The 19,456-nt window shown below is 36.2% G+C and carries 20 protein-coding genes and 1 tRNA gene; 8 read left to right on the plus strand and 13 right to left on the minus strand.

The features are described from left to right. Positions 1 to 210 precede the first annotated feature (210 nt). From ACH3PA_RS06920 to ACH3PA_RS06965, 10 genes are all read right to left on the minus strand, one after another. A complete protein-coding gene (locus ACH3PA_RS06920) occupies positions 211 to 1,539 on the minus strand; it encodes a sigma-54-dependent transcriptional regulator (RefSeq protein WP_416445854.1) in 1,329 nt (442 codons plus the stop codon). A gap of 15 nt (positions 1,540 to 1,554) precedes the next feature. Continuing rightward, a complete protein-coding gene (locus ACH3PA_RS06925) occupies positions 1,555 to 2,634 on the minus strand; it encodes a sensor histidine kinase (protein WP_416445852.1) in 1,080 nt (359 codons plus the stop codon). Between the two features lie 485 nt (positions 2,635 to 3,119). Continuing rightward, complete coding sequence (gene nhaA, locus ACH3PA_RS06930) at positions 3,120 to 4,412, minus strand: Na+/H+ antiporter NhaA (protein ID WP_416445850.1); 1,293 nt, start codon at positions 4,410 to 4,412, stop codon at positions 3,120 to 3,122. Between the two features lie 92 nt (positions 4,413 to 4,504). Beyond that, on the minus strand, positions 4,505 to 5,152 hold the full coding sequence (locus ACH3PA_RS06935; protein WP_416445848.1) for a hypothetical protein: 648 nt from the start codon (positions 5,150 to 5,152) through the stop codon (positions 4,505 to 4,507). A 271-nt stretch (positions 5,153 to 5,423) separates the two neighbouring features. After that, positions 5,424 to 5,654: a hypothetical protein gene (locus tag ACH3PA_RS06940; protein ID WP_416448481.1), complete on the minus strand. Its 231-nt coding sequence runs from the start codon at positions 5,652 to 5,654 to the stop codon at positions 5,424 to 5,426. Between the two features lie 530 nt (positions 5,655 to 6,184). Then, a complete protein-coding gene (locus ACH3PA_RS06945) occupies positions 6,185 to 6,352 on the minus strand; it encodes a BfmA/BtgA family mobilization protein (protein ID WP_416445842.1) in 168 nt (55 codons plus the stop codon). Positions 6,353 to 7,280: 928 nt separating this feature from the next. Then, the gene (locus tag ACH3PA_RS06950; RefSeq protein ID WP_416448482.1) at positions 7,281 to 8,354 is read right to left on the minus strand and encodes a Fic family protein; all 1,074 of its coding nucleotides are present in this window, start codon (positions 8,352 to 8,354) and stop codon (positions 7,281 to 7,283) included. Positions 8,355 to 9,418: 1,064 nt separating this feature from the next. Then, positions 9,419 to 10,645 carry a site-specific integrase gene (locus tag ACH3PA_RS06955; protein ID WP_416445836.1) on the minus strand — a complete coding sequence of 409 codons (1,227 nt, stop codon included), beginning with the start codon at positions 10,643 to 10,645 and terminating at the stop codon, positions 9,419 to 9,421. A 236-nt stretch (positions 10,646 to 10,881) separates the two neighbouring features. Next, positions 10,882 to 10,955 (minus strand) — tRNA-Ala (locus ACH3PA_RS06960). A 44-nt stretch (positions 10,956 to 10,999) separates the two neighbouring features. Next, a complete protein-coding gene (locus tag ACH3PA_RS06965) occupies positions 11,000 to 11,797 on the minus strand; it encodes a universal stress protein (RefSeq protein ID WP_416445834.1) in 798 nt (265 codons plus the stop codon). 46 nt (positions 11,798 to 11,843) lie between these two features. Here ACH3PA_RS06965 and ACH3PA_RS06970 point away from each other — a divergent pair, with 46 nt between their 5' ends. Together ACH3PA_RS06970 and ACH3PA_RS06975 are read left to right on the plus strand one after the other, a co-directional pair. Continuing rightward, positions 11,844 to 12,347 carry a GNAT family N-acetyltransferase gene (locus tag ACH3PA_RS06970; RefSeq protein WP_416446641.1) on the plus strand — a complete coding sequence of 168 codons (504 nt, stop codon included), beginning with the start codon at positions 11,844 to 11,846 and terminating at the stop codon, positions 12,345 to 12,347. Between the two features lie 71 nt (positions 12,348 to 12,418). Further along, the gene (locus ACH3PA_RS06975) at positions 12,419 to 13,756 is read left to right on the plus strand and encodes an MATE family efflux transporter (protein WP_416445832.1); all 1,338 of its coding nucleotides are present in this window, start codon (positions 12,419 to 12,421) and stop codon (positions 13,754 to 13,756) included. On the opposite strand, the gene ACH3PA_RS06980 is transcribed toward ACH3PA_RS06975, so the two are convergent. Further along, a complete protein-coding gene (locus tag ACH3PA_RS06980) occupies positions 13,753 to 14,400 on the minus strand; it encodes a 2OG-Fe(II) oxygenase (protein ID WP_416445830.1) in 648 nt (215 codons plus the stop codon). The genes ACH3PA_RS06975 and ACH3PA_RS06980 overlap by 4 nt on opposite strands. Positions 14,401 to 14,604: 204 nt before the next feature. Here ACH3PA_RS06980 and ACH3PA_RS06985 point away from each other — a divergent pair, with 204 nt between their 5' ends. The 3 genes from ACH3PA_RS06985 to ACH3PA_RS06995 are packed head-to-tail and all read left to right on the plus strand — an operon-like array spanning position 14,605 to position 16,035. After that, entirely contained in the window at positions 14,605 to 14,805 is a 201-nt protein-coding gene (locus tag ACH3PA_RS06985) for a hypothetical protein (RefSeq protein WP_416445828.1), read from the plus strand. After that, positions 14,798 to 15,250 (plus strand): 6-pyruvoyl trahydropterin synthase family protein, encoded by a 453-nt coding sequence (locus ACH3PA_RS06990; RefSeq protein ID WP_416445826.1) that lies wholly within the window; start codon positions 14,798 to 14,800, stop codon positions 15,248 to 15,250. The genes ACH3PA_RS06985 and ACH3PA_RS06990 overlap by 8 nt, the downstream gene beginning before the upstream one ends. A 5-nt stretch (positions 15,251 to 15,255) precedes the next feature. Continuing rightward, the gene (locus tag ACH3PA_RS06995; RefSeq protein ID WP_416445824.1) at positions 15,256 to 16,035 is read left to right on the plus strand and encodes a UDP-2,3-diacylglucosamine diphosphatase; all 780 of its coding nucleotides are present in this window, start codon (positions 15,256 to 15,258) and stop codon (positions 16,033 to 16,035) included. Here ACH3PA_RS06995 and ACH3PA_RS07000 read toward each other — a convergent pair. Both ACH3PA_RS07000 and recJ read right to left on the minus strand, forming a co-directional pair. Further along, positions 16,032 to 16,382, minus strand: coding sequence for a hypothetical protein (locus ACH3PA_RS07000; RefSeq protein ID WP_416445822.1), 351 nt, complete (start codon positions 16,380 to 16,382; stop codon positions 16,032 to 16,034). The genes ACH3PA_RS06995 and ACH3PA_RS07000 overlap by 4 nt on opposite strands. A 93-nt stretch (positions 16,383 to 16,475) precedes the next feature. Next, the gene (gene recJ, locus ACH3PA_RS07005; protein ID WP_416445820.1) at positions 16,476 to 18,182 is read right to left on the minus strand and encodes a single-stranded-DNA-specific exonuclease RecJ; all 1,707 of its coding nucleotides are present in this window, start codon (positions 18,180 to 18,182) and stop codon (positions 16,476 to 16,478) included. 111 nt (positions 18,183 to 18,293) lie between these two features. Between recJ and ACH3PA_RS07010 the strand changes: the two genes are divergently transcribed. Genes ACH3PA_RS07010 through ACH3PA_RS07020 form a run of 3 tightly spaced genes read left to right on the plus strand, consistent with a single transcriptional unit; the run spans position 18,294 to position 19,434 of the window. Beyond that, entirely contained in the window at positions 18,294 to 18,593 is a 300-nt protein-coding gene (locus ACH3PA_RS07010; protein ID WP_416445818.1) for a hypothetical protein, read from the plus strand. Positions 18,594 to 18,609: 16 nt separating this feature from the next. Next, positions 18,610 to 19,029 carry a hypothetical protein gene (locus tag ACH3PA_RS07015; protein ID WP_416445816.1) on the plus strand — a complete coding sequence of 140 codons (420 nt, stop codon included), beginning with the start codon at positions 18,610 to 18,612 and terminating at the stop codon, positions 19,027 to 19,029. After that, positions 19,030 to 19,434 (plus strand): hypothetical protein, encoded by a 405-nt coding sequence (locus ACH3PA_RS07020; RefSeq protein WP_416445815.1) that lies wholly within the window; start codon positions 19,030 to 19,032, stop codon positions 19,432 to 19,434. Positions 19,435 to 19,456: the final 22 nt, after the last annotated feature.

Genomic DNA, 19,456 nt, shown 5'->3' on the forward strand with positions numbered 1-19,456 from the left:
AGGACATATATTAAATGGATTTGGCTTCATAAGCATTGTTCTAATTTATTTACCAAGATGCAAGGGGTGTACCATGGGAAATAAGAAAGTATCCCTAAACCAGAAAACCCTTGTAAAACAAGGGTTTATATGCTATTTATAATTATAAGAGAAAATTGGAAGTGGTGCATAATTACCCGCCAGGGGGTAAAATGTATCACTCAGAAATGATCACTCTGCAAGTTTGTGTCGTATCGTTTTACGATCAATACCCAAAATAGCGGCAGCTTTGGTTTTATTATTATCTGTGGCATTTAACACTTTTTGAATATAGCGCTTTTCCATCTCTTTAAGTGGGAGTAACTTATCATCTGGGAAGTCAATATGAAACTTTAATGAATCAGGCAGATGCTCAATCTCTACGATTTTATCGCACATAATTACAGCGCGCTGTATCACATTCTCCAGTTCTCGAATGTTTCCAGGCCAGTTATAGCGTTGTAAAACAGCTAAAGCTTCTGGATTTATTTTAACAAACCTGTCTTTATATTCTACACCATATTTAAACAAGAATTTGTCTACCAATAGGGGAATATCATCCTTGCGTTCTCGAAGTGGAGCCACATTAATTTCAACAACAGTAAGTCTGTAAAAAAGATCTTCCCTAAAGGTTTCTCTCTTGATCATTTTCTTCAGGTCACTATTAGTTGCTGCAATTATGCGCACATCAACTTTCTCTGCTTTTTGAGCCCCAACTTTTATCACTTCTTTTTCCTGAAGAACACGCAACAATCTAGACTGTACTGCCATAGATGCATTGCCTATTTCATCTAGGAAAATGGTGCCGCCATTGGCAGCTTGAAAGAATCCATCACGGTTTTTTTCTGCTCCTGTAAAAGCGCCCTTGGTATAACCAAAAAGTTCTGCTTCCAAGAGATTTTCTGGAATGCCTCCACAATTTACCGCAATAAATGGAGCTCTTGAAAACTTACCCTGGTAGTGAATGGCACGCGCCACCAGTTCTTTACCCGTTCCGCTCTCACCCTTGATAAAAATCGTGGCTTTATTATCTTTTACCCGCTCAATGATTTGAATAATATTATTGATCTTTTCTGATTTGCCGATGATTTCACCATATGGATCATCCTTATGAATTTCAACTTTCGCAGAAGCTCTAGCAGAATCTTTTTCACTACCAAGTGCTTTATCTATAGCAGCACCCAATTCATCTTTAGTAAATGGTTTTGTAACATATTCAATTACCCCCGCTTTTATAGTCACAAGCGAATCCTGCACCGAAGGATATCCGGTTACAACAAGTTTGGGAAGTTTGGGATAATGCTCTGAAACAAATTTTATCAGTTCAAAGCCATCTATTTCTGGCATTTTTAAATCTGTTATCAGCAGATCAATTTTTGTATCCCGTAAGATTTGAACCCCTTCTTTCACAGAAACTGCCTTGTAGGTATGGTAGTTCCAAGACTGCAAGTGACGCTGCAGCAACTCCAAAATGTTGATGTCGTCATCTACAATTAATATGTTTTCCTTTTTAAATAGCATAATACTACAAAGTAATTAAGTTTTGGGAAGTTTAACTGTAAAAGATGCTCCTTCCCGTATATTGTTTTCGGCTATGATAGTACCATTATGGCTTGCTACAATGCCATGCACAACGCTTAGACCCAGGCCAGAGCCTTCCCCGATAGGCTTTGTAGTATAGAAGGGTTGAAAGACTTTTTCAAGTGCTTCTTCAGACAACCCGTTTCCTTCGTCTGATATTTTTAATATTATTTGATGTTTAGACTGAAGCGCTTCAATGGTAACCAGTCCATTTTTAGGAGAAAAATAGATAGCATTGATGATCAAGTTAAAAATAATCTGTGTGAGTTGGATGGTATCTGCTTTTAGCCATAATTCCTCTTCTTCAATTTTTACAATGTATTTTACCTCTTCTTTTCTGAAGGTGGGATCGAGCAACGTTATAGCATTTTTAATACTTGGGACGATGTTGACCTTCTTCATTTGCTGGGGCATCTCGCATGCAAAGAACATCAGTTTCTTGACCACTTCCCGTGAAAATATGGCATTACTAATGATTTTGTCAAGATCTTTACCCACTCGCTGGTTGCTGCCAAAATCTTCTTTTAATAGTTCTGCAAAGCCTAAAATATTAGCGAGCGGTGTATTGAGTTCGTGGGCGATACCAGCGGTCAATTCACCCAGAATAGAAAGCCTATCAGCCCTTTCCATTTGCCTTTTAAGTGAGGTTTCGTTTTGCTGTATCTCAATACGTTCCAGCAGGTTTCCTATTTTTAACGCTACACTGTCCAGTAATTGTTTTTCTTCCTTTAAAAACGAACTTTTATCATCAGTCAAGGATGCTATAATTTTTCCATGTGGCTTATTAAATACACTTATATTAGAAGATAAGTTCAAAATATTATTAATAGAACCTGTTTCTATCACTCCATAAGACGTTTTTACGGCAATTTCCGTGAGACTGGGAAACTGAAAGCCTTTTTTTAGACTGAAGCCAATGGCCTTAAAAGTCTCTTGTATCTGCTCTACATTTGCATTTACTATAATTGATGAAATTTCGTAGAGACAGGTAAGCTCTTTGATTCTTTCCTTTAGGGCTTCTTCAGTACGAGTCATAATTTCTTCATTTATTGTTTATTAATTGGGAACCTATCTACGAAGTCGAGGTGCAATATTTAAACTATAAATACCGCGGGTGCACCAAACAATACTATTAAACCTACGTCATTCTCTCAATGCTCAAGGACCTTAGCTTTTCGTCTTTGAACCTAAATACTTTTCCCAGTCAAGAATCCATATATTGCATAATATAAACTAAATGAATTTTTGTTCCAAACCGCCCACAAGCCATTAATTCCTATAATGGGAATAACTTAGTATGCGCCCAAAACTACCAATTGAAGGATGAAAACGAAGAAATCAGGGGGAAGTGGTTGATCTAAAAGGCTAAGGTACTTATCTGTTTATCTTCAATTTTACTAAATTGATCCTCAGGATTGCTATTTCCCTTTAGCGCAAAGTGTAATCACTATTATGCTCTTAATTTTATAATATTCAGAGTGTATTTTCAATTGACAATAGATTGTTACTATTTAAAGCTTTTAAATGATCTGCGGTTTACTTCTCAATATAATAAAACCTACAATTGCTGCAATAGCGGATCCAATAAGAATTCCAATTTTTGCTGAGTTGAGATAAATCTCAGAAGTGAAAGCCAGATTACCTATAAATATAGCCATTGTAAACCCTATTCCTGCAAGAAAAGATACACCAATTATCTGCCGGTTATCAATATTGTCCGGAACTGTAATCCATTTAAATTTCTTTGCCCAAAGCACAATGAGACTCACACCTACCCCTTTTCCTAGTACTAAACAGATTGCAATATTAAAAACCAAGAAATTATCTACAGTTGTCAGGTTTTGCAGCCCTATTCCTGCGTTAGCAAGTGCAAAAACAGGTATTATAAAATACGCTACCAAGCCGTGTAAATTATCCTCTAGGCTTTGCAAAGGCGAACGAAATGTACGTACGATATATTCAAGATTTTCTACCTGTTGCAGCTGCTGGTTTGATAATACGGGTTTCTTTAAAATAGGTGCTCTTTTAATATCCTCATAAACTTTCTGAATACTTTCTAAAAATGTTGAAGTATTTATACTCTGACGTACAGGTACTGCAAATGCCAACAAAATACCTGCGATTGTAGGATGGATGCCAGCTTTAAGAAACAGAAACCAAACCGTTATTCCTGCAAACGTAAGCACCACGGTAGAGTAAATCCCACGGTAGGACAAGAAGTACATAATTATCAAAATTAAAAGTGCGACTAACAACAACATTATATTTAAACTACTGCTATAAAATAAAGCAATAATAAGCACAGCACCTATATCATCAACTATTGCAAATGCAGATAGGAATATTTTAAGACTAAGCGGTACGCGTTTGCCCAAACTATTTAGAACCGCAAGAGAAAAAGCTATATCCGTAGCCATTGGTATGCCCCAAGCATCTTGAGTTTCTGGATTTTGATTAAGTATTAAAAACAGAACTACAGGAACTAGCATACCACCTATAGCGCCTACTAAGGGGAAAGCTGCTTTTCTTATAGAGTTGAGTTCGCCTATGAGCAATTCTCGTTTTATTTCAAGGCCTATCAAGAAAAAGAAAATAACCATTAAGCCATCATTAACCCAGAGGATGACCGGTTTAGTAAAATTAAAAGTATTTAAAGTGATGCCTAGCTCATAATGCAAGATGGAGTAATAGAAAGCATTTGCTGAAGAGTTTGCACAAATGAGGGCAATAGCGGTCGTCACAACAAGTAGTAGCCCACTAAGGCTTTCAATTTTTATGAAATTTTGAAATGGGGTAAGGAATTTTCTAATCATTGAAGTATTATATAGTAATTGGGTAGTCTCAAAACGAGTCTAATCAAGTTTTTAATAAAGAAATTTAAATATGAGTGGAGGTGTAGATTAAATTACTCTACTCTGAGACCCATTCTAGCATTAATTTTAGGAGTGTTTTTTACACGATAAAAAATAACAAGCTGAAGAAGTACACCGATTATTAATAACAAACCAAATTCCATATGGGATAGTAATTGATTTGTATTAAGTGATTTTTGAGCAATTTTTGTCCTGTTTTCACTCTCGGACATTTGTATATCTGCTAGAATATTAAGGTCCTTTTTAATTTCTTTGAATATGGCAGGGATATTTTGATTTTCTATAGAGGGTTTTTTGCGCAATTTAAATTCTATCTTTCTAAGAGTTGCAAGATGTTGCTGTAGGGTTGCAAATTCTCTACGTTCATCTAAGGTCAATTTTGTAGCAGCATACTTTTCGACCAACTCTTCTAAAATAACATCTTGTTCTAGAGATTCCCTAACCTTTTTCTGAAGAAACTGCTCTTCTTTTTGATGGATGATGGTATTCATATTATAAAGATAATGCTGTGCAACCACGCGGTCTTCGTAAACCGTTGTTAAGGCATCTTGTGCGGTATTGAAATGCTTTCTGTCCAATAAATTAGTGGTTAAAACTAAACCGAAAACTATAAATAACGCGAATGCAAAATTCCAACGTTGTTTAACTTCCTTTTTATTATATTTATTATAGCTGCTCATTTCTACTTTTTAAACATATGGTTTCAATAATTACTCCTAGATCTGCAATCAGATTTATATTTATTTAAAATATTGAAATACAATTATTTATAAAAAATAAAGAAAAATCATATCGAGGAATTAATACCCGATTGGGTAAAATATACCCGCCTATTAGTTTTATTATTAAGGCTAAATCTTTACGGAGTGGGATGTTCCTTTTATATTTTAAGAAATATGTTTCTGTATGGATGATATATTTTAAGTTGGAAATAGGAACCAATCTATTACACTACTCGAAACCTTGTTCTAATTCAGGTTTTTGTGAACGGGCAAGGTCTACTAATGATTCAGTTTCTACTCTGAGATATGGATTGTTATAATTGTTGGTCATTGGGCACTCAAACCCAACATAAGCGGTATTTTGTGATAATATTATATAATCGTTGCTCATTGCGCAGCCTTTTTTAATAATAGGCGTTCTCTTTTTCCCATTCCAGTTGCTGCACCAATCTAATTTCATTTTCTTCGGAAGCATCAACAATATTCTCAAATCTATATTGTATGAGAAACATCAATTCGCTTTGCGACCTACCAGTTCGCAATAATTATAAATGACATTTCGGTTTTCAAGACGGAAACTTTGTGAAGAGAGATCTGAAATGGAATAGGCTATGTCGACTTCCAGTTCATAAAAGGATGAGAAACTCTCTTGTGACTACAAAAGATTATGTGTCAAAAAAAGTAAATAAATTAAATACTTCATTTTTAATATAATCCTCCAAAGATTAAAAGGACTGAAAAATTAGCCCCGTCCTCTTGCCGACATAATTATTAGGAATCTCCAATTACACTTTTATTTTTTGAGGGTAGAGAAACTTGAACTAAGTTTATCACTTTAGTTGAGTAGCCATGAATCCCTGATTCATTTATTTAATAACGTGGCATTGTGGACAAACTTAATACCCATATGAGTTCGCCGTATTTCATATGGAAGTTAATGTCTATAGATTGTTCTGCTTTACTTTTAGAATTAACTAGAGATTTATTTATTTAATACTGGGCTAATGAAAAAAAAGTCAAATAATAGTTCCTTTCGTACCCAAAAATATCCAGCATGTCTTCCATAGTTTCGGAATGGGTCTTAAAGTTTTTCTTTGAAAATTCCTGAAACTTTTTCGCTGTTTTTCGTTTGATCCGGATGCTGATAAAAGGTTCCATAATAGTCCTGTTTTTTTAGTGATTTGTCGCAAATAATTGCCTGTTTACTAGGGTTTTAAGAGGATTTGTCGCAAATTCCAGATAAAGTATAATTTTTACCAAAATTAAATACCTGAAAATAAGGCGTTTATAAATAATAACATCGCAACGCGTGTTATCCTCTTGCTTCGCCTTCTGTCCGCCAAAAGCGGACATAAAATCGAACCCCTACGTAAAATGTAAGGGTTCCTATTTCAACACCAAATCACCCTGTAAATTTTAAGAAATTAAAGATTACGCGCTAACAGTATTCTTAAAAAATGAGGGTGAAATCTACAGAAAATTTAATGCTATTCAATTCAAAATCATGGCAGAGCAGTATCAAAAAACAACCTCAAAAAAAATCCATTTACTTTTTATATCTGGAGCGTATTCCTTTTTTTATTTAAAGAAATTCAGGATCTTACAGGTAGAATTTATAAGCTATAAACGAATAAATTTTCCGGTTCACTATCCCTTTACTTCCCATAGCGCCATCGCGTTTCCTTTTCCGATAGACCGTGATTTAAAATTTAAGTTTGGAAAGAGCTTTTATAAAAAGTGCGACGAAGGGAGCCTGGTTATGCAAAGCTCCCAAACTAAATTTTAGTTCTTTAAAGAAAAGGAAATGGCTGCTCTGGTTAATTAGTTTTTGGAAAGCTGACGTTTTAAAAATCTTCCTTTTAAATTCAAAACTAGAAGGCAGAGGATCAAGCGAACGTAATCCCTTTTTCTGGGATTGTGTTCAAGACTTTTTGCATGAACCGCTTTCCCTGCAATGAAGCTTTTGCGTAATGGAGGGGAATGGGGTGATTTCACTTTAAATTATTCCTTTTTTTCTTTGCAACCATCGGTATGGACACAGCCATAAATCTTTCCCTGCTTTCCAGAAAGCCTTATTTGAATTCTTTTATTTTTTTAAAACCTCAACCAATTTTACATTTAAATACAGGTTTTCAACTCCTACTTTCTGTGATTTTAAGATTCCAATTGCTTCAAGCTCATTAAGGTATTCCGCTGCAGTTTGACGTTTTGCTATATCTTTATCAACAAGGTATTTAACCTTACAATAAGGCTGTTCAAATAAGAGTTCAATTAGTTCTTTAGAATAAACTCGAGCTGGCAGTTTTTCTTTTGCAAAAACAATGGTTTCCTGCATCAAACTATTAATTGAATTTATTTTATCTAAAGTGTATCGCGCAGTTTCTTCTATACCTTTTAATATAAAAAGAATCCAAGTTTCCCATGCTGAATTTTCGGTTACACCTCTGAGATTTGTATAATACTCATTTTTATTCTCAATGATGTATTTACTAAGATAAAGTATAGGAGTGTCCAAAAGCCCGTTCTCGACCATAAAGAGCATATTAATGACCCTACCCGTCCTACCGTTCCCATCAAAGAAGGGATGTATCGCTTCAAACTGGTAATGCATTATTGCCAATTTTATTAGAAGATCAATATCATCTTCTGCATGTATGTAATCTTCTAAATTTTTTAATAGATTTCGAATTACAGATTCACCTTCTGGAGGAGTATAAATGGTTGTATTATTACTCGTGATTTTAGTTCCGGGTGCATTTCTTATACTAGAATCGTTCTCTTTTATAGTCTGCACTATTTGAATAAAGGAATTTGTGGAAAGAGGTCTTTTACCTAAATCAGTATACCCTTCCCATAATGCCTGACGATATCTTAAAACCTCTTTTGTCTGGGCATCTGTAGTAGAAATATTAGAAGAAAAAGCTTTGTACAACGTATCCTGAGTTGTGACTATATTTTCAATTTCAGAACTGTCTTTAGCTTCTTGTAATGTGATGGCATTTACAAGCATAGATTGATTCGGAATTTCATCCGCTCGTCCTTTAAGTTCTGCCAATATTTTATTTGATGTAATTGCCTGCTTTAATATTTTCTTTGTTTCAACTTCAACATTAGGAGGTAATAAGGGCAGATTGTTATATGCTTTTTCAGGATCATACATGATATCGACATTTAAAGAGAACTATGTCGAAGGCATCGACATATTGCAAATATATGTCGATATATTTTAATTTTATCGACATATACTTATTTTTCTTATTATAGACAACGAATGTAATCTGTAATTTCAGAAATATATTCCATCTTAAATTTTGTAATGAAATTCGCTAATGAATTTCACTAACTTCTTGCAGCTGAAACGATTCAGCTTCAAATAAGAAAATAGAAAAAAGTCTTCTATTTTTCTTTTTTCACCAGCACTCTACTTTGGTCAATATTTTTGATGATTTGATGAAAATCTTCTTAAACCCTATCATCACTGGCTTAGCCTGTCATCAAATTTTCATCGCTTCATCATTTTAGATTTTCTAAGCTTCTTTTTTGTCATCGTTTATTTTTTTGATGACAGTTTGATGATAAAATGATGACAACTTCAGCCCTTGTAAACTTTGGAATTCTCCTTATCTGTCATCGTTTCATCGTTTTATAGCTGTACTTGTAGCTATTTTTCTTTTCGTCCGCTTCTAAATCTTCCAAAAATCCTAAAACCATCTACCTCATTACCCAATTCAGCTTTGGCAGGGGTTACGGGCAGTTTTAGACTGTTTTTTGAAATTACCCAATTACCCAGTGCTGGGTAGATTGCGGGTAATTCTATTTTTATCTATCTACCTATCAAAAAACCTTTATTTATAAGGTCTTTAAAAGTATAGGGTAATTGGGTAATTATATTTTATGGTATATAGTTTTTTTCATGAGTCTTGTCACAGGTCAAAAATTGTTTAAAAACCCCAAAACATCCTACCATCTTACCCAGCCCAGTAAAACTAGGGCTTTACGGCCTGGGTAGGTTCTTTTTTCATCCTACCCATCCTACCACACATTTGGGGTAAGATGGGTAGGATTGTGGTAAGATGATGCTTTGAGATCCTACCACAAACCAACCTAATGTTTATAAGGTCTCAGAAGATTTGTGGTAGAATGGTAAGAGGTTTTACTCTTTTTTCTTTCATCAGCTCATTTTAAGATCTTATAAGGATGAAAGTTGGTTAGGCTGATTCTTACTTATCTGCCCAGAATGCTCTTGCGTTGCTTTAGGTCCTGCATATCCCTGCTTATTTTTAAGTCGAGCACCTTGGCGTAGTGTTGGGTGGTGGTAAGATTGGTATGCCCTAGCATCTTACTCACCGTCTCAATAGGAACACCCCGAGAGAGGGTTACCGTAGTGGCAAAAGTATGGCGGGCTAAATGAAAAGTGAGCGTCTTATTGATCTTGCAGAGTACCGCGATTTCTTTGAGGTACGCATTCACCTTTTGATTGCTGGCTACGGGCAGTAATTTGTTAGCGCTATCCACTTGTGGAAAATTTGCGTATTTATCTAAGATATATTGGGCTTCTGGCAGCACGGGGATGCTGCTGGGTGTGTCAGTCTTTGTCCGTTTAATCTTGATCCATTTACTACCGTCAACACCCATAAGAATATCATTTCGGGTAAGCTTTTGCACATCGATATAGGCAAGGCCGGTAAAACAGGAAAATATAAAAATATCCCGCACCTGGCTCAAACGATCCATCTCAAATTCTTTTTCAGACATCCTCTTTAGTTCTGTCTCCGAAAGGAACTCGCGGTTGACTACCTTTCGTTTCATCTTCCAGTTGATAAAGGGATCCTTCTGAATATAATTATGGGCCTGTGCAATACGAACGATCTTTTTAAAATTACGAATGTATTTCAGTGTAGTATTGGTTGCACAATTCTTCTCAGATTTCAGGAAGAAAGCAAAACCCTCTATGAATTTGTAATCAATATCTTTAAGAGCTATATCAGTTCCCTGGTAATTTGCTTTTATATATTCCCTTAGGTGGTTGTGAACGGTGTCATAGCGCTTAAAGGTTCCCAGCGAATATTCCCCCGAACGTATCAACCTAAAAATCTTATCGTTATGCTCTTTAAAAAGTTCTAACAGCATCTTGGCGGTATGGATTTTGCCCAGATAGGCATCACGCAGATCAGTAGCGGTAAAGGAAATACCTTGTCTGTTAAATTCCCGTTGTTTTTCAAGAAGGTCATTTTGAATGCTAAGCATAAGGGTATTGATCTCCTTAGCACCGCCTGATACTCCTTTAACGCGTTCCGCAGCAGCATCCCATTTATCGATAGCTACCTTCCTTCCAATACTCATTTCAGCCCTTTTGCCATCAGCTGTTATACGACAATAAATGCCTGCTAACCCATCGGATTTACCCTTGGATTTTCGAATATGAAATAATATGGAGAGTAAAAGGCTCATTTTTTGTTCAAAATTCCACTCTAAATTACTTTATAATTTTGAAATAAAAAAATGAAGAAATCAGTAAGGACGGGATTTTCCACGCTAATTCGGGAGTAAAATTACTTCCGCGATTTACTCCCGAATTACTCCCGATTTAGATGATATTAAATGGTATTATTTGATATAATACAAAATAAAAAAACCCGCAAACAGTGATGTTTGCGGGTTTTTGGTGGAATTTAATTTCTATTCAGTGGAGAAGATGGGATTCGAACCCACGACCTCTTGACTGCCAGTCAAGCACTCTAGCCAACTGAGCTACATCCCCAAAACGGAGGGCAAATATAACTAAATTACGGTATAAATACTTTCTTATTCTGCGTCTTTCAAAACCAATAAAGGCAGGCGACTTTCAAAATCTACTTTCTTCACAGCGTCTTCTTCCCATAACTTGGTAAAAAACCCTCTTTTTCGGCGAAAAACACATAAAAAGTCGGGGTCATTGGCATTAAGATGCTCTAATAATCCCTGAAATAATGTAGCGTTTTCAGATGATTTATAAGAAGAAACCAGTTTGCCCAAAGTTGTATTAAATTCAGAATCCTCTGCCAGATAATCTGGGGTCTTAACTTGTAGTAAACGTATCTCTGCTCCCGCGCCTTCCTGTATATCAACTAATGGTCTAAGAACATCAGGATTATGTACAATCCCAGATTTTACTGCCATTAGAATGCGTTGTATAGGTCTATAAACATAATCGTCTGGCACAATAAGTACTGGTATTTCGGTCTTTTTAAGTAATGCGCCGGCCACAGAACCTAAATAATGTTCTTCATTTATATTGTGATGCTTTGGTGTAAGCACTATTAGATCTGTCGTGATCGCCTGGTTAAACCTTCCTACTGCTTCTACCCATTCATCTCCTTCAAGTGGTTTTGCGACCACCTCAACACCTTTAGTATCATATTGACTAATGATTTGCTCAAGTTCTTGTGTAGTAATTTCTTCTACTGTAGGGTTTCCTTCAAGTAAACCGCCAGAGCGAGGAAGTTCTTTAAATAAGCGAGCAACATACACTGTCGCATTTAGCAAGCGTGCAATTTCTATAACATATGGCAGGTTAGTTTTAAACCTGTCATTGTTACCCAGAGGAAGCAAAATATTTTTCATTTAATAAAGTTTACCAGTAATTTGTCATCAAAAATAGGGCTTAATGATGATACGCTTAGCAAAACCTTATGAAATTGATAAAATATTAGTAATTACTGCGGCTTGCGCCAAAGACATGATAGCTAATAAAATATATCAATGGAATGATCATTACCCTTCTCGCGCTGCCTTTGAAAATGACATCGCCAGAAATGAACTCTACGTTCTTGAATCTAAAAATACAATTCTGGGTACAATTGTAATCTCTACTTTAAAAGATGAGATATATGACAAAATAGAATGGCTCACGACAGATCAAAAACCCTCTATTTACATTCATAGGCTGGCAGTTCTCCCCAAATTTCAGGGCAAAGGTTATGCTCAAAAACTGATGAATTTTGCCGAAAATCGGGCAAAAGAGGGTGATTTTCAGTCGGTGCGGCTGGATACTTTTAGCCAGAACAAACGCAATCAGAATTTTTACGAGAAACGAGGTTATAAAAAATTAGGCGCTGTTTATTTTCCAAAACAAAGCGATCATCCTTTTTATTGCTATGAGCTTCCCTTTTGAGAATACTACTGTTCCTATTAAAAGTGTTGTGAAAAATTAAATGGTTAATTTCGCTTGAAGCGAAAAAATCCATGACTTCAACCTCTGCGCTCTCATTTAAAAATATAAACCGTCTCGCAATACCTGCGCTACTCACCGGTATTGCAGAACCCATACTTTCTGCCACAGATGCTGCCGTGGTGGGCAATATTGATATTGATGCTACAGAGGCTCTTGCTGCTGTGGGTATAGTAGGGTCTTTTCTTTCTGCGCTCATCTGGGTTTTGGGACAAACGCGAAGTGCTTTGCAAGCTATTATCGCTCAATACTTAGGCGCGGGAAAATTAAATGAAATTAAAGATCTCCCGGCCCAGGCTATTTTTCTCAATATCGCTTTAAGTATAGTTATTCTGCTAAGCACCGTTTTTTTTATAGAGCAAATTTTTGCGCTCTACAATGCTTCTGGTCTCATATTGCAGTACTGCGTAGAATATTACAGTATACGCGTTTGGGGGTTCCCTTTAACCCTGTTCACATTTGCAGTCTTTGGCATTTTTAGAGGTTTGCAGAATACGTTCTGGCCCATGGTTGTTGCAATTATAGGCGCGGCTTTAAATATTTTACTTGACTTTTTATTAGTCTATGGTGTTGAAGGTTATTTTCCTGCTCTTAATATTGCGGGAGCGGCGTATGCCAGTCTAATAGCTCAGGCGGTTATGGCCTTGCTTTCACTTATACTTTTACTACAAAAAACTGAAGTCTCACTAAAATTACGCCTGCCACTTAACCCAGAACTCTATAGATTAATTGGTATGGCGCTCAACCTCTTTGTGCGCACAATAGCTTTAAATCTGGCGCTCTATCTGGCAAATTCATTTGCAACCGGTTACGGTGCGTCTTACATAGCTGCACAGACAATACTTATAAATATCTGGTTGTTTTCAGCGTTTTTTATAGATGGTTATGCCGCTGCAGGAAATATTCTTGCCGGTAAATTGCTGGGCGCAAAAGACTATTCCGGCTTGTGGAACCTCAGTAAAAAAGTAACCGGTTTTGGGCTGATTGTGGCCGTTTTTTTAATGATAATAGCCGTTTTTCTGTACAAACCGCTTGGTCTTATTTTTAGTAAAGAACCAGAGGTTATTGCCAGATATTCTGCATTATTTTTCATTATAATTCTCATGCAGCCGTTAAATGCCGTGGCCTTTATTTTTGATGGGATCTTTAAGGGAATGGGCGAAATGAAATACTTGCGCAATGTTTTACTACTGGCTACGTTTTTTGGTTTTGTGCCGGCTTTGTTTATAGGTGATTATTTCGGTCTCAAACTATATGCTGTCTGGATCGCTTTCAGCGTATGGATGATCATACGCGGCGGCGCATTGATTATTAAATTCCGAAAGAAATTCAAACCAAAATTGACTGCTTAACGCGTTTTTAACCAGCCAGTAATACTCAACCGTTCTGAAGCTAATACAGGTTTTACTTCGTGTTCTAGCACCTGACTTTCAAAAATAACAACCCTACCCGGGCTGGGGATTATATCTAAGGACTTTTCACCAGCACCTTCAGGAATATAAAGTGTGAGTTCGCCACCATTTGCTGCAAGCCAACTGTCATCATTAAGATAACAAACAAAAGATAATTTTCTACGATCATCATTTTGAAAAGTATCTAGATGGCGTTTGTAAAAAGTTCCCTTAGGATAAATGGCATAGTGAAACTCCTTTTGTAGAATCCCCATAAAGCAAGTTCTGTTAAGGTAGCTTATCAGGTCATTCATTTTAGCAAAAAACAGCTGCTCTGCACTACTTGCGTTAAGTTCATTAATCCATAAAATATAATCTCCGCGTATGGTTTTGTCTATTTCTTCGTTCAGCTTATTGCCTATAGCTGCTTTTTTAAAGCGATCTGCTTCATAAACCTGTTTTAAAGAATCACGGATTATGTGAACCTCTTCAGGATTAAAAAAATTATCAACAATAGAATATTGTCTTTGTAGAAGGTCATCTATAATCACCTCATAAAGTGGGTTTTCTACAAAATCAAGTTGCTCAAAAAGCTGTGTTTTCATGCCGGTAAATAAAGGCAAAAAAGCAATCTCTTTTTCAAAAAAATCTATCTGTGGACTAATTTTTAGGTACAGCAGATCATTCTTGTTACTTTTGTCTATAATTTCGATTTTAATGGGTATTCTTCGGTTTTTAACTGGTTCTGGGCTGTTTTTAATTTTAGCCGTAGTTTTAATAATTATCTATTTGTATAACAGGTTTAAAAAATGATACAGATTCTATATTATTTATGGCAGCAGGCAGAGGGAGATTCTGTAAGTGACAAGGCTTATGACGCCGGTTATGAGATAGGTACATTTATAGGAAAATATGGCGTCTATTTAGGAGCTACTTTACTTGTATTGATCGTGCTCATTATTCTTTACATTAAAAAACACAGGCAACGCAGCCAGAACTCTAATGAATAAAATACGTATCACTAAGCTATTCTCTTTTGAGACTGGTCACGCTTTATATGGTTATGATGGTAAATGCCGCAATGTGCATGGCCATAGCTATAAATTATCTGTTACTGTAATAGGTGAGCCTATATCAAATAACACGAATGTGAAATACGGTATGGTGATCGATTTTGGCGACCTCAAAAAGATCGTGAAAGGTGAGATCGTAGATGTGTTTGATCATGCTACTGTTTTTAATAAAAATACACCTCATGTTGAGCTGGCCAAAGAACTATCAGACCGTGGTCACAACGTTCTGCTTGTAGATTATCAACCTACCAGCGAAATGATGGTGATTGATTTTGCCGAAAAAATAAAGAAATTCTTACCAGAAAACATTCAGTTGCATTCACTTAAATTACAGGAAACAGATTCTAGTTTTGCAGAATGGTATGCTTCAGATAATAAATAACCTGCATGGTAACTCCTGATTTTAACCTTCACATTCCTGCCGGAAAAAAAGTTTATTTCTCAAGTGATAATCATCTAGGCGCTCCTACTAAACTAGAAAGCAGACCGCGGGAATTAAAATTTATACAGTGGCTTGATGAGATCAAAGAAGATGCGGGAGTTATATTTTTGCTAGGCGATCTTTTCGACTTTTGGTTTGAGTATAAAACTGTTGTTCCTAAAGGTTTTGTACGCGTATTAGGTAAACTTGCCCAACTTAAAGACAGCGGTATAGATATTTATTTTTTTGTGGGTAATCACGATCTATGGATGCGTGATTATTTTAAGGATGAACTTAATATTCCTGTTTTTTTTAAGCCACAGGTCTTTCAAATAAACAGCAAATTGTTCTTTATAGGTCATGGCGATGGTTTAGGCCCTGGTGACAAAGGTTATAAAAGAATGAAAAAGGTTTTTAAATCACCTTTTTTTCAATGGCTTTTCAGGTGGATGCACCCTGATATTGGAATGCGAATTGGGCAGCACATGTCTGTAAAAAACAAATTGATCTCTGGTGACGATGATCATGTTTTTCTGGGAGAAGAGAAAGAATGGTTAGCTACTTACGCAAAGCGAAAACTGGAAACCAACCATTACGATTATTTTATTTTTGGGCACAGGCATTTACCTATGGAAATTAAAGTAGGTCCCCGTTCTTCATATTTTAATCTGGGCGACTGGATAAACCACTATACGTATGGCGTTTTTAATGGCGAAACCTTTGAACTAAAGACTTTTACTCTTTAGTTTAGGGCGAAAGACATATATTTTTTAGTTTCCATTCTAATAATCACATTGTCCAGAAGATCCTGCAGATCCAGCAATTCATTTCTGCTTATCGCAAGGTCAATCTTAGCAGACGGTGTTTTTAATAAAAGAGAGCGGCAGTCACCTTTATTGGTACAGTTATCACAATGGCGCTGCGACAAACCTTCTACAACCTGATAACTAAAACTCTTTAGCTCGTCTAGCGACAAGTAAAAACCCATATCCCTAAATATTATTTGGGCGGTGAGAGTAGGTTTTTCGATTACATCCTTCCAATAAAAAGCAATCCCAAAGTGATTTCTATAAATGATGTTTATGTGGTCCATAATAAGCATTTTCACAAATATACACTTGTTTAGATTAATTCTAAATAAAAATATGTTAAACGAAAGATTAGCTATTAATACCAATTCACAAGTCTACTGAATATCTCTCAGTTTTAACTGAAGCGTCACGTCGCCATTCCACTCATTAGTGTCTAGAGAGTATACAGCTTTAAAAGGTTTTTGATTTTGTATCAATGCAAATTTATTACCTAGATTAAAACCAATTGCTCCTATTGCAGGCCCAGAATATTGTCCCGGCAAGCCATGCTGAGTTAGGGTACATTTAAGGTGAGCATCATCGCCGCCTACACATTTACCATAACCGGTGTCTTTCAAATCTTCAGTCATAAATATTGGAGTCATATTACCGGGGCCAAATGGAGCAAACTGTCTTAAAATGCGGTAAAACTTTGGATTGATATCGCTTAATTCCATTTTCATATCTACCCGTATCTCTGGCACTAAGAGTCGCTCATCAATACTTTGTGACACCACTTCTTCAAACTTCTGTTTAAAATTTTCATAATCTTTCTCGTGCAAAGTGAGGCCGGCAGCATACTTATGACCCCCAAATTGCTCTATGTGTTCTGCACACCCTTCAAGAGCTTCATAAACATCAAAACCTGTAACAGATCGTGCGCTGGCAGCTAGTTTCTCCCCGCTTTGTGTAAAAACAAGAGTTGGCCTGTAATAAGTTTCTGTAAGACGTGAGGCCACAATGCCAATTACACCTTTATGCCAGTCTTCTTTAAAAACGACTGTTGTTTTTCTGTTTTCTTCCTTTTTATCAAGAATTTGTTCCAGAGCTTGTTCTGTAATTAGTTTATCGAGGTCTTTGCGCTCAGCATTAAATGATTCAATCTCAGCAGCCATTTTCATTGCGCGCTCCTTATCTGTTTCTTTTAAAAGATCAACGGCATGTAACCCATGCTTTATTCTTCCGGCTGCATTAATACGTGGTGCTATTATAAAAACTACATCTGTAATCGTGAGTTTATCTTTCTTGACATTTTCTATTAAAGCCTGAATACCGGTACGCGGCAGCGTATTTATTACTTCAAGACCAAAATAAGCCAGCACTCTGTTTTCGCCGGTAATGGGCACAATATCTGCACCTATCGCTGTAGCAACAAGGTCTAAGTACGGCAATAGCGAATTAACAGGATAACCCGCTTTTTGCGCTATGGCTTGTATTAATTTAAAACCCACACCACAACCACAAAGTTCGTCATAAGGATAATTGCAATCCTTCCTCTTAGGATCAAGAACAGCGACTGCATCAGGGATTTCAGCTCCCGGGCGGTGGTGATCACAGATTATAAAATCAATCTCTTTTTCTTTCGCGTAAGCAACTTTATCTATTGCCTTAATTCCGCAGTCTAAAGCTATAATTAGTGAAATATCATTATCGTGCGCATAATCTATCCCCTGATAAGAGACACCATAGCCTTCTGCATAACGATCTGGAATATAGGTCGCCACATTAGGGTATTTTGAGAGTAGATAACTACTCATTAACGCAACACTTGTAGTGCCATCAACATCATAATCACCATAAACCATAATGTTTTCGCCTTGAGCGATAGCTTTTTCTATGCGCTCAACCGCTCTGTCCATATCTTTCATTAAAAAGGGATCATGCAGATCTTCTAAAGAAGGACGAAAGAACTTTTTTGCCTGAGCAAAAGTTTCTACCCCGCGCTGAATAAGTAAAGAGGCGATAGATTGAGGCACGCCTAATTCTGCAGCCAGTTTAGCCGTTTTTTGGGTATTTGGGGCAGGTTTTAGTGTCCAGCGCATGGTTTTTTTACAATATTAAATGATAAGTTAATGATTATTAATCGAAAACAGATGAAGTAAAATCAGGTTTGAAAAGGCTAAAATTATGATTAATTTTAAACAAACGAGAATATGAAAACCCTGAAAAATATTTTAATTATAAGCTTATTTCTGGCATTAGGCTGCAAGAGTTCGACCCCTGAAAACACCGAAGAAACTTATAATGGTATTATAGAACGTGCGGGAATGACCACTTATCAATATGGCACGCACACTTTAAAAACAGATCAGGAAACTTATGCATTAAAAAGTGAGACTGTAGATCTCGATGCACATTTAGGAAAACAAACTATTCTTATCGCTAAGAAAGTTCAAGGCTATCCTCTTGATGGTGGCCCTGTATATCTGGAGGTTATGAGAATACGAGAATAAATCATTATATTGTTGTATGAAAAAGATTTACTTCTATGATTCATTCTCCAGACTTAATCTGATTTATATAGCAGTGTGCTTACTAATTCTAGGTGTTTCTACTTACTTTATCTGGAGCGGAGCAAACGGACAAAGCACTACATTTTTAATTGCTGCCAGCTACATTGTTTTGTTATTCCCTGCAAAAATAGCTTACGAGCGCCGGCATGAATATGTTGTGCATTACAGCCCTTATAAGATTTCATTTAAACTCAAACACAATCGAGAAGTGATCTCTTTAAAAAATCTGAGAACGATAAAAACTAAAGGTACAAGTATTGAATTAAACATGAAAGATGGTAAGAGCCATCTCATCAATACAGCCTTATTCACGAATGAAGATGTTTGCCAATTTCTTGATAAGCTTCATATTAATAATAAAGTAGCTACAGCTTAAATGAAGTACAAAAATATTACGTTCATTAATCAACGTGCTCGCTGGAAGATGTACTTCTACGCTGCTGGAATATTCATAATGATTCTTGGCTTAGTAGACCTGCTTAGAAATAATCATTATTCATTTCTTATGGCTATCGCTATGATTCTGCTCTACATTCCTGTTATCTCTCCCTTAAGATTTAAAGATTACGTAAGGTTTCAAAAGCATCTTATTTCTTTTAAACTAGGGAAACAAAAAACGCAGATTATTCGGCCAGATCGCATTCGCGAAATAGAGCTCTTTAGAGATAAAATGATCATCTGGACGGGGAAAAAGAAATTTAGTAAAGTGAATACTGCTGGCTATAGCAATGAACATATTTTTAAACTTGTTGATTTGCTGGAAGGTAAGAACACAAGATGATTTTCTATCAATACAACCACCT

Source organism: Leeuwenhoekiella sp. A2, assembly GCF_047946655.1.
GTDB lineage: Bacteria > Bacteroidota > Bacteroidia > Flavobacteriales > Flavobacteriaceae > Leeuwenhoekiella.

Excerpts from the sequence above, each read along its gene's own strand:
- ACH3PA_RS06920 (WP_416445854.1), bottom strand. The coding sequence starts at position 1,539 with ATGCTATTTAAAAAGGAAAACATATTAATTGTAGATGACGACATCAAC.
- ACH3PA_RS06925 (WP_416445852.1), bottom strand. The coding sequence starts at position 2,634 with ATGACTCGTACTGAAGAAGCCCTAAAGGAAAGAATCAAAGAGCTTACC.
- nhaA (WP_416445850.1), bottom strand. The coding sequence starts at position 4,412 with ATGATTAGAAAATTCCTTACCCCATTTCAAAATTTCATAAAAATTGAA.
- ACH3PA_RS06935 (WP_416445848.1), bottom strand. The coding sequence starts at position 5,152 with ATGAGCAGCTATAATAAATATAATAAAAAGGAAGTTAAACAACGTTGG.
- ACH3PA_RS06940 (WP_416448481.1), bottom strand. The coding sequence starts at position 5,654 with ATGAAATTAGATTGGTGCAGCAACTGGAATGGGAAAAAGAGAACGCCT.
- ACH3PA_RS06945 (WP_416445842.1), bottom strand. The coding sequence starts at position 6,352 with ATGGAACCTTTTATCAGCATCCGGATCAAACGAAAAACAGCGAAAAAG.
- ACH3PA_RS06950 (WP_416448482.1), bottom strand. The coding sequence starts at position 8,354 with ATGTATGATCCTGAAAAAGCATATAACAATCTGCCCTTATTACCTCCT.
- ACH3PA_RS06955 (WP_416445836.1), bottom strand. The coding sequence starts at position 10,645 with ATGAGCCTTTTACTCTCCATATTATTTCATATTCGAAAATCCAAGGGT.
- ACH3PA_RS06965 (WP_416445834.1), bottom strand. The coding sequence starts at position 11,797 with ATGAAAAATATTTTGCTTCCTCTGGGTAACAATGACAGGTTTAAAACT.
- ACH3PA_RS06970 (WP_416446641.1), top strand. The coding sequence starts at position 11,844 with ATGATACGCTTAGCAAAACCTTATGAAATTGATAAAATATTAGTAATT.
- ACH3PA_RS06975 (WP_416445832.1), top strand. The coding sequence starts at position 12,419 with ATGACTTCAACCTCTGCGCTCTCATTTAAAAATATAAACCGTCTCGCA.
- ACH3PA_RS06980 (WP_416445830.1), bottom strand. The coding sequence starts at position 14,400 with ATGAAAACACAGCTTTTTGAGCAACTTGATTTTGTAGAAAACCCACTT.
- ACH3PA_RS06985 (WP_416445828.1), top strand. The coding sequence starts at position 14,605 with ATGATACAGATTCTATATTATTTATGGCAGCAGGCAGAGGGAGATTCT.
- ACH3PA_RS06990 (WP_416445826.1), top strand. The coding sequence starts at position 14,798 with ATGAATAAAATACGTATCACTAAGCTATTCTCTTTTGAGACTGGTCAC.
- ACH3PA_RS06995 (WP_416445824.1), top strand. The coding sequence starts at position 15,256 with ATGGTAACTCCTGATTTTAACCTTCACATTCCTGCCGGAAAAAAAGTT.
- ACH3PA_RS07000 (WP_416445822.1), bottom strand. The coding sequence starts at position 16,382 with ATGGACCACATAAACATCATTTATAGAAATCACTTTGGGATTGCTTTT.
- recJ (WP_416445820.1), bottom strand. The coding sequence starts at position 18,182 with ATGCGCTGGACACTAAAACCTGCCCCAAATACCCAAAAAACGGCTAAA.
- ACH3PA_RS07010 (WP_416445818.1), top strand. The coding sequence starts at position 18,294 with ATGAAAACCCTGAAAAATATTTTAATTATAAGCTTATTTCTGGCATTA.
- ACH3PA_RS07015 (WP_416445816.1), top strand. The coding sequence starts at position 18,610 with ATGAAAAAGATTTACTTCTATGATTCATTCTCCAGACTTAATCTGATT.
- ACH3PA_RS07020 (WP_416445815.1), top strand. The coding sequence starts at position 19,030 with ATGAAGTACAAAAATATTACGTTCATTAATCAACGTGCTCGCTGGAAG.